Source organism: Pseudomonas sp. AU12215 (assembly GCF_001675465.2).
Classification (GTDB): domain Bacteria; phylum Pseudomonadota; class Gammaproteobacteria; order Pseudomonadales; family Pseudomonadaceae; genus Pseudomonas; species Pseudomonas nitroreducens.
The window spans coordinates 1-13,506 of sequence record NZ_MACM02000127.1; the positions used below are offsets into that span (position 1 = coordinate 1).

The 13,506-nt window shown below is 62.2% G+C and carries 15 protein-coding genes; 1 reads left to right on the forward strand and 14 read right to left on the reverse strand.

Going from position 1 to position 13,506, the window contains the following annotated elements; all coding sequences use genetic code 11:
• Nucleotides 1-1,471 (forward strand): ATP-binding protein (locus A9513_RS16545; RefSeq protein WP_065085101.1); only part of this gene is annotated, 1,471 nt, incomplete at its 5' end.
• Here the strand turns inward: A9513_RS16545 and A9513_RS16550 are convergent.
• The 14 genes from A9513_RS16550 to A9513_RS16615 all read right to left on the reverse strand — a co-directional run bounded on the left by A9513_RS16550 (nt 1,468) and on the right by A9513_RS16615 (nt 13,502).
• On the reverse strand, nt 1,468-2,250 hold the full coding sequence (locus A9513_RS16550; protein WP_037007230.1) for an N-acetylmuramoyl-L-alanine amidase: 783 nt from the start codon (nt 2,248-2,250) through the stop codon (nt 1,468-1,470). The two genes, A9513_RS16545 and A9513_RS16550, sit on opposite strands and share 4 nt — an antisense overlap.
• A 22-nt stretch (nt 2,251-2,272) precedes the next feature.
• Nucleotides 2,273-2,860: a MarC family protein gene (locus A9513_RS16555; RefSeq protein WP_017518835.1), complete on the reverse strand. Its 588-nt coding sequence runs from the start codon at nt 2,858-2,860 to the stop codon at nt 2,273-2,275.
• 109 nt (nt 2,861-2,969) lie between these two features.
• Nucleotides 2,970-4,337, reverse strand: a complete 1,368-nt coding sequence (gene glmU / locus A9513_RS16560) for a bifunctional UDP-N-acetylglucosamine diphosphorylase/glucosamine-1-phosphate N-acetyltransferase GlmU (RefSeq protein WP_065085102.1) — start codon at nt 4,335-4,337, stop codon at nt 2,970-2,972.
• Nucleotides 4,338-4,448: 111 nt separating this feature from the next.
• Nucleotides 4,449-4,874: a F0F1 ATP synthase subunit epsilon gene (locus tag A9513_RS16565; protein ID WP_017518837.1), complete on the reverse strand. Its 426-nt coding sequence runs from the start codon at nt 4,872-4,874 to the stop codon at nt 4,449-4,451.
• Nucleotides 4,875-5,055: 181 nt separating this feature from the next.
• The gene (gene atpD / locus A9513_RS16570; protein WP_017518838.1) at nt 5,056-6,432 is read right to left on the reverse strand and encodes a F0F1 ATP synthase subunit beta; all 1,377 of its coding nucleotides are present in this window, start codon (nt 6,430-6,432) and stop codon (nt 5,056-5,058) included.
• Nucleotides 6,433-6,462: 30 nt separating this feature from the next.
• Complete coding sequence (atpG, locus tag A9513_RS16575) at nt 6,463-7,323, reverse strand: F0F1 ATP synthase subunit gamma (protein ID WP_017518839.1); 861 nt, start codon at nt 7,321-7,323, stop codon at nt 6,463-6,465.
• 52 nt (nt 7,324-7,375) lie between these two features.
• Nucleotides 7,376-8,920, reverse strand: a complete 1,545-nt coding sequence (gene atpA / locus A9513_RS16580) for a F0F1 ATP synthase subunit alpha (RefSeq protein WP_017518840.1) — start codon at nt 8,918-8,920, stop codon at nt 7,376-7,378.
• A gap of 18 nt (nt 8,921-8,938) precedes the next feature.
• Nucleotides 8,939-9,475, reverse strand: coding sequence for a F0F1 ATP synthase subunit delta (locus A9513_RS16585; protein WP_065085103.1), 537 nt, complete (start codon nt 9,473-9,475; stop codon nt 8,939-8,941).
• Between the two features lie 12 nt (nt 9,476-9,487).
• Nucleotides 9,488-9,958, reverse strand: coding sequence for a F0F1 ATP synthase subunit B (locus tag A9513_RS16590; protein ID WP_017518842.1), 471 nt, complete (start codon nt 9,956-9,958; stop codon nt 9,488-9,490).
• Nucleotides 9,959-10,010: 52 nt separating this feature from the next.
• Nucleotides 10,011-10,268, reverse strand: coding sequence for a F0F1 ATP synthase subunit C (gene atpE, locus A9513_RS16595; RefSeq protein ID WP_003457994.1), 258 nt, complete (start codon nt 10,266-10,268; stop codon nt 10,011-10,013).
• 110 nt (nt 10,269-10,378) lie between these two features.
• Nucleotides 10,379-11,248 carry a F0F1 ATP synthase subunit A gene (gene atpB / locus A9513_RS16600; protein WP_017518843.1) on the reverse strand — a complete coding sequence of 290 codons (870 nt, stop codon included), beginning with the start codon at nt 11,246-11,248 and terminating at the stop codon, nt 10,379-10,381.
• A 16-nt stretch (nt 11,249-11,264) separates the two neighbouring features.
• Nucleotides 11,265-11,672, reverse strand: a complete 408-nt coding sequence (locus A9513_RS16605; protein WP_065085104.1) for a F0F1 ATP synthase subunit I — start codon at nt 11,670-11,672, stop codon at nt 11,265-11,267.
• Nucleotides 11,673-11,823: 151 nt separating this feature from the next.
• Nucleotides 11,824-12,696 (reverse strand): ParB/RepB/Spo0J family partition protein, encoded by an 873-nt coding sequence (locus A9513_RS16610; protein WP_024765004.1) that lies wholly within the window; start codon nt 12,694-12,696, stop codon nt 11,824-11,826.
• A 17-nt stretch (nt 12,697-12,713) separates the two neighbouring features.
• The gene (locus A9513_RS16615) at nt 12,714-13,502 is read right to left on the reverse strand and encodes a ParA family protein (protein ID WP_065085105.1); all 789 of its coding nucleotides are present in this window, start codon (nt 13,500-13,502) and stop codon (nt 12,714-12,716) included.
• Nucleotides 13,503-13,506 lie beyond the last annotated feature (4 nt).

Consider the following 13,506-nt stretch of genomic DNA (forward strand, 5'->3'; position numbering starts at 1 on the left):
CTTCCGATCTGACGCCCACCGACTGTTCGTCGAGGCGACCGATACGCCTGGACCGGGGCGCCCGGAACTGCTGGAAGACAGCGACCTCAGCCGCACCCTGGACGTCCTGCGCAACCGTTTGCTGGCGCTGCACCAGGTGGCGATGGAAAACATCAGCAACGACGAACGCTCGGCCCGTGACCGAACCTTGCTGATCAGCGGCCTGCTCGGGCTGATCGGCATCGCCATCCTGGTCGTCGGCTTTATCACCGCCCATAGCATCGCCCGGCGCTTCGGCGCCCCGATCGAGACGCTGGCCAAGGCGGCGGACAAGATAGGCCAGGGGGATTTCGACGTGACCTTGCCGGTCTCCGGCGTCGCCGAGATGTCTTCCCTGAGCCGCCGCTTCGGCCTGATGGCCGAAGCGCTGCGCCTCTATCGGGCGAGCAACACCGAAGCCCTGGGCTCAGGGCGCAAGCGCCTGCTGGCAGTGCTGGACAGCATCGATGATGGCCTGGTGATCCTTGATCGGCATGGCCGCATCGAGCACGCCAATCCGGTCGCCACGCGCCAGTTGTTCTCCCATGGCGATCCCCAGGGCCAGGACCTCGGCACGATGCTGAACAACCCGGCGCTGACCCAGGCAGTACAGCGCGTGCTGAGTGGCAACCTGCTGGAGGAGACCCCGCAGGACCTGGTGGTGGAAGTGAGCGGCGAAAGCCGGCTGCTGACCTGGGGCATTTCGCCGGTCAGCCATGACGACGGCCGCAACATCGGCGCGGTGATGGTGGTGCGCGATGTCACCGAGCAGCGCGCCTTCGAGCGCGTGCGCAACGACTTCGTGCTGCGAGCCTCACACGAACTGCGCACCCCCATGACCGGCATGCACATGGCCTTCGGCCTGCTCGCCGAGCGCCTGAAATTCCCCGCGGAATCCCGCGAGCGAGACCTGGTGCGTACGGTGGACGAGGAAATGCATCGTCTGGTGCGGCTGATCAACGATCTGCTGAACTTCTCCCGCTACCAGAGCGGCACTCAGAAGCTGGAGTTGCAGCCCTGCGACGTTGCCGACCTGCTTCGTCAGGCAAACCACCGCTTCATCGGGCCCGCAGCGGAGAAGCACATCGAGTTGGACCTGGAGATCGCCGAGGGACTGCCGCCCATCAACATCGACCGCACGCAGATCGAACGGGTGCTGGACAACCTGATCGGCAATGCCCTGCGCCACACTCCCGAGGGCGGCACTATCCGCCTGCAGGCGCGTTGCCAGGACGAGCGCGTGGCGATTGCCGTGGAAGATAGCGGCGACGGCATACCGCTCAGCCAGCAGGGACGTATCTTCGAGCCTTTCGTGCAAGTGGGTCGCAAGAAAGGCGGCGTCGGACTCGGCCTGGCCCTGTGCCGGGAAATCGTGCAATTGCACGGTGGACGCATTGCCCTGCGCTCGCAACAGGGCAAGGGCTCGCGCTTCTACCTGCTGTTGCCGGTTTAAGACGTCGGTACGGCCAGCAGCAGCGCGGCGGTTTCCAGATCCGGTTCGCCGTCGAAGCGCGCCGGGCGGAAACGCATCTGGAACGCCGCGATCACATTGCGGGTTTCCTCATCCATCACACCACCGAGCGGCACCGCGTAACCGTGGCGTGCCAGCTGCTGCTGGAACCAGACCGGTGCCGGCAATTGCCCATTCAGCTCGGCCAGCCGGCGCGACAGCTCGCCCGGCTTCGGCCAGGGAATCAGGCCCGCGTCGGCCAGCTTCTTCCAGGGAAACAGCGGGCCCGGGTCGACCTTGCGCTGCGGGGCGATGTCGCTGTGCCCGAGGATGTGTTCCGGGGTGATGCCCTGGCGCTTGGTGATGTCCTTGAGCAAGGCGATCAATGCGTCGATCTGAGCATCCGGATAGGGATACCAGATCTTGCCGCTGGGGGTGTCGCGGTAGCCGGGGTTCACCAGTTCGATGCCGATGGACGTGGAATTCAGCCAGGTCCGGCCCTGCCATTCGCTGGCGCCGGCGTGCCAGGCGCGACGGTTTTCGTCCACCAACTGGTAGATGGTCGCCGGGTTGTCGCCGATCAGGTAGTGCGCACTCACCTCGCCGTGGGTCAACAGCGCCAGCGAACGCGGCAGGTCGGCCGAGGTGTAGTGGACGATGACGTACTGGATGCGGCTGTCCTGGTTCTTCGACACGTGCTCGCGATCGATCTGCAGCCCCTTGTCGGCGCAGCCGGCGAGCAGTGTGGTGAGAAGCAAGAAGGTCAGGACACGCAGGGTCATGGCAGTTCTCAAGGGGACAGCATCAGGCGGCGATGTGCAGGAAGCTGCGCACGTTCTGCAGGAGCATGTTGACGCTGAGCATGATCAGCAGCATGCCGGCCAGACGCTCCACCGCCATCAGCCCGCGCGGGCCGAGGAAGCGCTGGAGGAATGCCGCCTGCATCAGGATGAAGGCGGTCGCGGCCCAGGCCAGGATCACCGCCAGATACAGCTCCCACAAGGGACCAGTGTAGGTGCTGCGCAGGGTGATCAGCATCGCCAGCGCTGACGGCCCCGCCACCGCCGGGGTAGCCAGCGGCACGAACAGCGGCTCGTTGTCCGGCATGTCGCCCAGCACGCCCTGGGGCGTGGGGAAGATCAGGCGCATGGCGACCACGAACAGGATTATGCCGCCAGCGATACCGGTGGCTTCCTTGGACAAGCCGAGTCCGGTGAGGATGTGCTCGCCCAGGGTGAGGAACAGCAGCAGCAGGCCCAGCGCGAAGAGCAGTTCACGCAACGCTACCTTCAGACGGCGTTCAGCCGGTACGGATTTGAGGGCGGCGAGGAACACCGCGATATTGCCGAATGGATCGGTGATCAGAAAGATCAGGATGGCGACGCCGAGCATGACCGGGAAAACTCCAGCAAGAACGAGCCACTGCACAGCAAGGCTTTGTGAATAACAGAAAAAATCGCCCTGTGGATAACGACTTACCCACAGGGCGATGCGTTGTGAATCAGGATTTCTTGATCTTTTCCGGGCGCTTCCAGCCTTCGATCACCCGCTGCTTGGCGCGACCGACGCCCAGGGTGCCGGCCGGCACCTCGGAGGTGATGGTGGAACCCGCGCCAGTTGTGGCGCCCGTGCCGATATCCACAGGCGCAACCAGGGAGTTATTGGAACCGATGAAAACGTCTTCGCCGATAGTGGTACGCCACTTGTTGGCGCCATCGTAGTTGCAGGTGATGGTGCCGGCACCGATGTTGGAGCGCGCACCGACTTCGCTGTCACCCAGGTAGGTCAGGTGGCCGACCTTCACGCCATCCTGCAGGTGTGCATTCTTCAGCTCGACGAAGTTACCCACATGCACCTTGCGCTCCAGCACGCTGCCCGGACGCAGGCGGGCAAACGGGCCGACATCGCTGTCGGGGCCGACATGGGCGCCTTCCAGGTGCGAATTGGCCTTGATGATCGCACCGCGACGCAGCGTGCTGTCCTTGATGTAGCAGTTCGGGCCGATCTGCACGTCATCCTCGATCTCCACCTGACCCTCGAGAATCACGTTGATGTCGATGCTGACGTCGCGGCCGACGCTGACTTCGCCACGAACGTCGAAACGCGCCGGGTCGATCAGGGTCACACCTTGAGCCATCAGGCGGCGCGCCACGCGCTGCTGGAAGAAGCGCTCCAGCTCGGAAAGCTGCAGGCGGTCATTGGCGCCCTGGGTTTCCATTGCCACCTGCGGCTGGGCAGTGGCCACGCGCAGGCCGTCCCCCACCGCCATGGCGATGACGTCGGTGAGGTAATACTCGCCCTGGGCGTTGGAGTTGGACAACCGCGACAGCCAGCCCAGCAGGCGCTCACGGGGCGCAGCGAGGATGCCGGTGTTGCCTTCGCGGATGGCACGCTGCTCGGGGGTAGCGTCCTTCTGCTCGACGATCGCCCGAACCTCGCCATCGGCGCCGCGGATGATGCGGCCGTAGCCAGTCGGATCGTCCAGCTTGACCGTCAGCAGCGCCAGCTGTTCCGGCGTGGCCTGGGCCATCAGGCGTTCCAGGGTCGGTTGCTCGATCAGCGGCACATCGCCGTAGAGGATCAGCACATTGTCTGCACTCAGGAACGGGGCTGCCTGCGCCACAGCATGGCCGGTACCCAGCTGCTGTTCCTGGATAACGAAATTCAGGTCATCCGCCTGCAGGCGCTCACGCACCAGGTCGGCGCCATGGCCAATCACCACATGGATGCGCGACGGGCCAAGGCCTCGGGCGGTATCGATCACGTGGGCAAGCATCGGTTTGCCAGCGACCGGATGCAGGACTTTCGGCAGTGCCGAGCGCATGCGGGTGCCCTGGCCGGCAGCAAGAATGACGATTTCGAGAGACATGGGTGGGAGACCGTCCTGGTGAGCGGGATTATCCGCGAGTGGAAAAAGAAAAAGGGTAGCCAAGGCTACCCTTTTCCCATTTGACGCTGAAGTCCCTGAGGACTTCGCGGCTTAGCCGCCGTACTTCTTGCGAACCTGCTGGACCGTGCGCAGTTGCGCTGCGGCTTCGGCCAGGCGGGCTGCGGCGGAGCTGTAGTCGAACTCTGCACCTTTGCCTTGCAGAGCCTTCTCAGCTTCCTTCAGTGCGGTCTGGGCAGCCGCTTCGTCGAGGTCGCCTGCGCGAATCACGGTGTCGGCGAGAACCTTGACCATGTTCGGCTGTACTTCGAGGAAGCCGCCGGAGATGTAGTACACCTCCTGCTCGCCACCCTGCTTCACCAGGCGGATCGGACCCGGCTTGAGCTCGGTGATCAGCGGCGCGTGGCCCGGAGCGATACCCAGATCGCCCAGGGAGCCGTGCGCTACGACCAGCTCGACCAGACCGGAGAAGATCTCCGCTTCGGCGCTGACGATGTCGCAGTGGACTGTAATAGCCATACCCTTGCCTCACGTAATTAGGCTGTCGATGCGCTACTGCGCTAGGCCAGGCGGCGTTGGAATCGATCTCAGAATGCTCGTTTACCAACGTAAACCGCGCTTCTTCGATCAATTCCGCCTTGCCTGACCGTCGCTCGCAACGCTCCTCGACGGCCTGGGCGCCCGTTGCCGGGCGCACGGATTACAGCTTCTTCGCTTTCTCGATGGCTTCTTCGATGCCGCCGACCATGTAGAACGCCTGCTCGGGCAGGTGATCGTAGTCGCCGTTGAGGATGCCTTTGAAGCCAGCGATGGTGTCCTTCAGGGAGACGTATTTGCCCGGCGAGCCGGTGAATACTTCAGCCACGAAGAACGGCTGGGACAGGAAGCGCTGGATCTTACGAGCACGGGCCACCAGCAGCTTGTCGGCTTCGGACAGTTCGTCCATGCCGAGGATCGCGATGATGTCCTTCAGCTCCTTGTAGCGCTGCAGAACGTACTGCACGCCACGAGCGGTGTCGTAGTGATCCTGGCCGATGACCAGCGGGTCCAGCTGACGGGAAGTCGAGTCCAGCGGATCCACGGCCGGGTAGATACCCAGCGAGGCGATGTCACGGGACAGTACGACGGTGGCGTCCAAGTGGGCGAAGGTGGTCGCCGGGCTCGGGTCGGTCAGGTCGTCCGCGGGAACGTAAACGGCCTGGATCGAGGTGATCGAGCCTTTCTTGGTGGAGGTGATGCGCTCTTGCAGAACGCCCATCTCTTCGGCCAGGGTCGGCTGGTAACCTACTGCCGAAGGCATACGGCCCAGCAGTGCGGATACTTCGGTACCGGCGAGGGTGTAACGGTAGATGTTGTCGATGAACAGCAGTACGTCACGGCCTTCGTCACGGAACTTCTCGGCCATGGTCAGGCCGGTCAGCGCAACGCGCAGACGGTTGCCCGGCGGCTCGTTCATCTGGCCGTAAACCAGGGCTACCTTGTCCAGTACGCCGGAATCCTTCATCTCGTGGTAGAAGTCGTTACCCTCACGAGTACGCTCGCCCACACCAGCGAACACAGAGTAACCGCTGTGCTCCATGGCGATGTTACGGATCAGTTCCATCATGTTGACGGTCTTGCCGACACCGGCACCACCGAACAGACCGACTTTACCGCCCTTGGCGAACGGGCAGACCAGGTCGATAACCTTGATGCCGGTTTCCAGCAGGTCGTTGCCGCCAGCCTGGTCAGCGTAGGACGGAGCGTCGCGGTGAATACCCCAGCGCTCTTCTTCGCCGATCGGGCCCGCTTCGTCGATCGGGTTGCCCAGCACGTCCATGATACGACCCAGGGTCTTGGTGCCGACCGGGACGGAGATGGCTGCGCCGGTGCTTTCCACGTTCAGGCCACGCTTGAGGCCTTCGGTGGAACCCATCGCAATGGAACGAACCACGCCGTCGCCCAGCTGCTGCTGGACTTCCAGGGTGGTTTCGACGCCCTGAACTTTCAGGGCCTCGTAGATGCTCGGCACGGCATCGCGCGGGAATTCCACGTCGATCACGGCGCCGATGATTTGAACGATACGTCCGCTACTCATGTCTGGTTCCTCTGAATTTTGAACCTGTTCTTACACCGCGGCAGCGCCGCCGACGATTTCCGAGATTTCCTGGGTGATCGCCGCCTGACGTGCCTTGTTGTAGATCAGTTGCAGACCACTGATCAGATCACCGGCGTTGTCGGTAGCGTTCTTCATTGCAATCATCCGGGCCGCCTGCTCACAGGCGTTGTTCTCAACCACGGCCTGGTACACCTGGGATTCCACGTAGCGCACCAGCAGGCCGTCGAGGAGGGCCTTGGCGTCGGGTTCGTAGAGGTAGTCCCAGTGGTGCTTCAGCTCGGCATTGTCCTCGGCCACCAGCGGAATCAGCTGTTCCACGGTCGGCTTCTGGGTCATGGTGTTGACGAACTTGTTGGAAACCACGTACAGGCGATCGATGCGACCTTCCAGGTAGGCATCCAGCATGACCTTGACGCTGCCGATCAGATCATTGATCGACGGCTCTTCGCCCAGGTGGCTGATAGCTGCAACCACGTTGCCGCCATAGCTCTTGAAGAAGGATGCACCCTTGGAGCCGATCACGCAGAGATCAATCTCCGCGCCACGATCGCGCTGCCCGCTCATGTCCTTGACGAGCGCCTTGAACAGGTTGATGTTCAGGCCGCCAGCCAGGCCACGGTCGGAGCTCACCACGATGTAGCCGACGCGTTTTACTTCACGCTCGACCATGAACGGGTGACGGTATTCCGGGTTGGCGTTGGCCAGATGGCCGATCACCTGGCGAATGCGCTCCGCGTAGGGACGGCCGGCCGCCATGCGCATTTGTGCCTTGCGCATCTTGCTCACCGCCACCTTTTCCATGGCATTGGTGATTTTTTGCGTGCTTTTGATGCTCGCAATCTTGCTGCGAATCTCTTTTGCGCCTGCCATTTCACACCTATCGGTTTAGCAGGCGGGGGCCGTCACCGACCCCCGCTGCGGCTTACCAGGTTTGGGTGGCCTTGAACTTCTCGATGCCGGCCTTGATGCCTGCGTCGATTTCGTCGTTGAAGTCACCCTTCTCGTTGATCTTCGCCAGCAGAGCGGCGTTCTCACGTTGGAAGTAGGCGATCAGCGCTTGTTCGAAGGCGCCCACCTTGGCGATCTCGACGTCCTGCAGGAAGCCACGCTCGGCGGCATACAGGGACAGCGACATCTCGGCGATGGACATCGGCGCGTACTGCTTCTGCTTCATCAGCTCGGTAACGCGCTGACCATGTTCCAGCTGCTTGCGGGTCGCGTCGTCCAGGTCCGAGGCGAACTGGGCGAAGGCCGCCAGTTCACGGTACTGGGCCAGGGCGGTACGAATGCCACCGGACAGCTTCTTGATGATCTTGGTCTGGGCCGCGCCACCGACACGGGATACCGAGATACCGGCGTTGACGGCCGGACGGATACCCGAGTTGAACATGGCGGATTCCAGGAAGATCTGGCCGTCGGTGATCGAGATCACGTTGGTCGGAACGAACGCGGAAACGTCGCCGGCCTGGGTCTCGATGATCGGCAGGGCGGTCAGGGAACCGGTCTTGCCTTTCACTTCGCCGTTGGTGAACTTCTCTACGTACTCTTCGGAAACGCGGGAAGCGCGCTCCAGCAGACGGCTGTGGAGATAGAACACGTCGCCCGGGTAAGCTTCGCGGCCCGGCGGACGGCGCAGCAGCAGGGAGATCTGGCGGTAGGCAACAGCTTGCTTGGACAGATCGTCATAAACGATCAGAGCGTCTTCGCCGCGGTCACGGAAGTACTCGCCCATGGTGCAGCCGGAGTACGGAGCCAGGTATTGCAGAGCGGCGGATTCGGAAGCGCTGGCAACCACCACGATGGTGTTGGCCAGGGCGCCGTTTTCTTCCAGCTTGCGAACGACGTTGGCGATGGTCGATTGCTTCTGACCGATGGCAACGTAGACGCAGCGGATGCCGCTGTTCTTCTGGTTGATGATGGCGTCGATGGCCAGAGCGGTTTTACCGATCTGACGGTCACCGATGATCAGCTCGCGCTGGCCACGGCCAACCGGGATCATGGCGTCGACCGACTTGTAACCGGTCTGAACCGGCTGGTCTACCGACTTACGCCAGATCACGCCCGGTGCCACTTTCTCGACAGCGTCGGTCAGTTTGGCATCGATCGGGCCTTTGCCATCGATCGGGTTACCCAGGGCGTCGACAACGCGACCCAGCAGTTCCGGACCAACCGGGACTTCCAGGATGCGGCCGGTGCACTTGGCGTTCATGCCTTCTTTGAGGTCCTGGTATTCACCCAGTACCACAGCACCGACGGAGTCTTGCTCCAGGTTCAGCGCCATACCGTAGACGCCGCCCGGGAATTCGATCATCTCGCCGTACATGACGTCGGCCAGACCGAAGATGCGCACGATGCCATCGGAAACACTGACGATGGTGCCTTCGTTGCGCGCTTGCGAGGCGACGTCGAGTTTCTCGATGCGCCCCTTGATGATTTCACTAATTTCGGAAGGATTGAGTTGCTGCATGCCGCTGCCCCTTCAAACTCAAGATTTCAACGCTTCGGCCAGTTTCGCGATTTTGCCGCGCACCGAGCCATCGATTACCAAGTCGCCGGCGCGAATAACCACGCCGCCGATCAGGCTCGCGTCTTCCGACGCATGAAGTCGCACTTCGCGACTGAGCCGGGCGCTGAGAGCCTTGGCGAGTTTGTCCTGCTGTTGCTGGTCCAGGGCGAAGGCACTGGTGACCTCGACCTCGACCAATTTTTCCTGCTCGGCCTTGAGTTGCTCGAACATCACGAAGATGGTCGGCAGCAGGTCGAGCCGCTTGTTTTCAGCCACAGTCCGGACGAAGTTCTGGGCCGGAGCATTGAGCTTGTCGCCACACACGTCGATCAGCGCGTCAGCCTTGGCGGCTGCGGTCAGCTGAGGCTCCTTGAGCAGCTGGCGCACGGTGTCGTCCTGCGACACTGCAGCCAGCACACCCAGAGCAGTAGACCAATCGGCCAATTGCTGATGAGCCTGGGCGTACTCGAAAGCCGCCTTCGCGTAAGGACGAGCCAATGTGGTCAGTTCTGCCATATCGCCCTCTGCTTAGATCTCGGCGGCCAGTTGATCAACCAGCTGCTTTTGCGCGTTGGCATCGATCGAAGCACCCAGGATCTTCTCGGCGCCGGAGACAGCCAGGGCACCCACTTGGGCACGCAGGGCGTCTTTGACGCTGTTGAGTTCCTGTTCGATCTGGGCTTTGGCCTGGGCGATCATGCGATCACCTTCGGCACGGGCCTGATCACGGGCTTCGTCAACGATCTGGTTAGCGCTCTTCTTCGCCTGCTCGATGATTTCGGCTGCCTGAGCCTTGGCTTCGCGCAGTTGCTGACCCGCTTTCTCGTGGGCCAGTTCCAGGTCACGAGCCGCGCGGTTGGCAGCGTCCAGGCCGTCGGCGATCTTCTTCTGACGCTCGTGCAGAGCCGCAATGACCGGAGGCCACACGAACTTCATGCAGAACAGGACGAAGATGGCGAACGCGATGGCCTGGCCGATCAGAGTTGCATTAATGTTCACGCCAATACCTCGCTCGTTCGTTGTTCAGTCACAGATTTCCGCGTTGCGGAAATTACTGGGCAACCTGAGCAATGAACGGGTTAGCGAAGGTGAAGAACAGAGCGATACCAACACCGATCATGGTCACGGCGTCGAGCAGGCCGGCGACGATGAACATTTTGACCTGCAGCATCGGAACCATTTCCGGCTGACGAGCAGCGCCTTCCAGGAACTTGCCGCCCAGCAGGCCGAAGCCGATGGCGGTACCCAGAGCGCCCAGACCGATCAGCAGTGCAACGGCGATAGCAGTGAGTCCAACTACAGTTTCCATTTTTCCTCCCGACTTTTTTGTCGTGTTGGTTAAAGGTTGAAGCAAGTTAAGGTGGTGAAGCTCTTCTTACGCCCACTCCCGCGAGGGAATGGGCGCATAGAATCTTTGGATCAGTGGCTGTCTTCGTGGGCCATCGACAGGTAGACGATGGTCAGCATCATGAAGATGAAGGCCTGCAGGGTGATGATCAGGATGTGGAACACGGCCCACGCCCAGTTCAGCACGACGCCCATGCCGCCCAGCCAGAGGATGCCGGAACCGAACATCACGGCGATCAGGATGAAGATCAGCTCGCCGGCGTACATGTTGCCGAACAGACGCAGTGCCAGGGATACCGGCTTGGCGATCAGGGTCACGAACTCCAGCAGGAAGTTCACGGGGATCAGGATGATCTGAACCACCATGTTGCTGCTGTGGAACGGGTGCAGGGTCAGCTCGCCGAGGAAGCCGCCGATGCCCTTGACCTTGATGCTGTAGAAGATGATCAGCGCGAACACGGCGATCGACATGCCGAAGGTAGCATTCGGGTCGGTAGTGGCCACGGCGCGGAAGAACAGGTGCTCGTTGCCGGTGACCGCCTGAGCCGCCAGCGGCAGGAAGTCCACGGGCACCAGGTCGATCAGGTTCATCAGGAAGATCCAGACGAACACGGTCAGCGCCAGCGGTGCGATGAGCGGATTACGGCCGTGGAAGGTGTCCTTCACGCTGCCGTCGACGAACTCCACGAGAACTTCGACGAAGTTCTGCAGGCCGCCAGGTTGACCGCTGGTGGCCTTCTTGGCTGCCATGCGGAAGATCAGGATGAACACCAGGCCGAGGAATACGGACCAGCCCAGGGTATCAACGTGGAATGCCCAGAAGCCCATTTCCTTGGCTTGTTCGGCGGTGTGGGCGAACCCCCAGGAACCATCCGGCAGACGACCCAGGGTCAGGTTCTGCAAGTGGTGCTGGATGTAACCCGAAGCGCTTTCTGCTGCCATGTTTGCCTCAATCGCTCTAAGGTCTTGTAAATGTGTTTCGCATCAGCAGGGGTGCAAACCAGCTGACCGCGAGGGTCAGCAGGTAGAGGCCGAACAGCGCCGGGGGCGCCAGCGGCTTCACACCTGCGAACGTCAGTGCGAAGAGCACTGCCGTCAGAATCAGTTTTCCCGCCTCACCGGCATAAAAGGACCGGACTATCAGCTGGGCAGAACGCGCGCCGCTATAACGGAACGCCTTGCGAGCAAAGTACAGATTCGGCAACCACGCAATCAGGCCTCCGAGCAATCCGGAATAACCTGCGACCGATCCCCGGGCAAACCACAGGGTTCCTGCACCGATAAGCAGCACCACCAGTTGGACGAGCAACAGGCGAAACGCCGGTTGACGATGGAAGGGCAAACGATTGGGCTTGCGGGGTTCCATCTGAGCTCACAGTCCTCTGGCGTCGGCTTCACAAATCAACAACTTGGCATACTTTGTGCCGACAAAATTGCGCGCAGAGTATAGGGGGCGCCGCATACCCGTTCAACCGTCAGGTAGTGATTTCCGACGACCCCCTACATAGCCTTTCGTATCAGCGTATGTGGGCGAGCACACCCTGCAGCTCGTCGAGGGAGTTGTAGCGGATCACCAACTGGCCCTTGCCCTTCTGGCCATGGCGAATCTGCACGGGAGCGCCCAGGCGCTCGGCCAGGCGCTGTTCGAGGCGGCTGATGTCCGGGTCGGTCCTGACCGTTTTGACAGGTTCCTCGGATGTATTGAGCCACTGGCGCACTAGTGCTTCGGTCTGACGCACAGTGAAACCGCGTGCGACAACATGTCGCGCACCCTCAACCTGCCGATTCTCCGGCAGTCCGAGCAAGGCGCGGGCATGGCCCATTTCCAGGTCGCCATGGGAGAGCAGGGTCTTGATCTCCTCCGGCAGAGCGATCAGCCGCAACAGATTGGCCACGGTGACGCGGGATTTGCCCACGGCGTCGGCGACCTGTTGCTGGGTCAGCTGGAATTCCTGCTGCAGGCGCTGCAGGGCAGCCGCTTCCTCGATGGGATTGAGGTCTTCGCGCTGGATGTTCTCGATCAGTGCCATGGCGATGGCAGCTTCGTCGGGCACTTCGCGGACCATCGCCGGGATCTTGTCCAGGCCGGCCTGCTGGGTGGCGCGCCAGCGGCGCTCACCGGCGATGATCTCGTAGCGACCGTTGCCGATGGGGCGCACCACGATCGGCTGCATCACACCCTGGGCCTTGATCGACTGGGCGAGTTCCTCGAGGGCCTGCGGGTCCATGTCGCGGCGGGGCTGGTACTTGCCGCGCTGGATCAGGTCCAGCGGCAGGTGTTGCAGCTCCTTGCTGTCCACCTGAACGGCTTCTTCCTGCAGCGTAGCGGCGCTGGAGCCACTGAGCAGGGCGTCCAGCCCGCGTCCGAGACCTCGTTTCTTGGCGGCCATGCGGGTTCCTTAATCTCTTAGGCGGGTGCGGTGGTGCGAGCGGCGCGCTGACGGCGCACCAGCTCGCCGGCCAGCGCCAGGTAGGCGAGGGCACCGCGCGATTGCTTGTCGTAGACCAGCGCCGGCATGCCAAAGCTGGGGGCTTCAGCGAGTCGCACGTTGCGCGGGATCACGGTGGTGTAGAGCTTGTCGTCGAAGTGTTCCTGCAACTGCGCGCTGACGTCGTTGGTCAGACTGATGCGCGGGTCGTACATGGTGCGCAGGAGGCCTTCGATCTTCAGCGCCGGATTCAGGCGCTCGGCGATGCGCTGGATGCTGTTCATCAGGTCGGTCAGCCCTTCCAGTGCGTAGTACTCGCACTGCATGGGGATGATCACGCCGTCCGAGGCGGACAGGGCGTTGACCGTCAGCATCGACAGCGACGGCGGGCAGTCGATGAGGATGAAGTCGTAGTTCTCGCGGATCGGCGCCAGCGCGTGGCGCAGACGATGCTCCTTCATATCCATTTCCAGCAGCACCACTTCCGCCGCGGTGAGGTCGCGGTTGGCGGGCAGCAGCTGGTAACCGCCGTGCTCGGAGAACTGCATGGCCTGGGCCAGGTCGCATTCGCCGGTGAGCACGTCGTAGATGGAATGGTCCAGGGACAACTTATCCACACCGCTGCCGGTGGTGGCATTGCCCTGTGGATCGAGGTCGATCAGCAGCACGCGTCGCTTGGTGGCGACCAGCGATGCCGCGAGGTTGATACAGGTCGTGGTCTTGCCGACGCCGCCCTTCTGGTTGGCGATCGCGAATACCTTAGCCATGGTT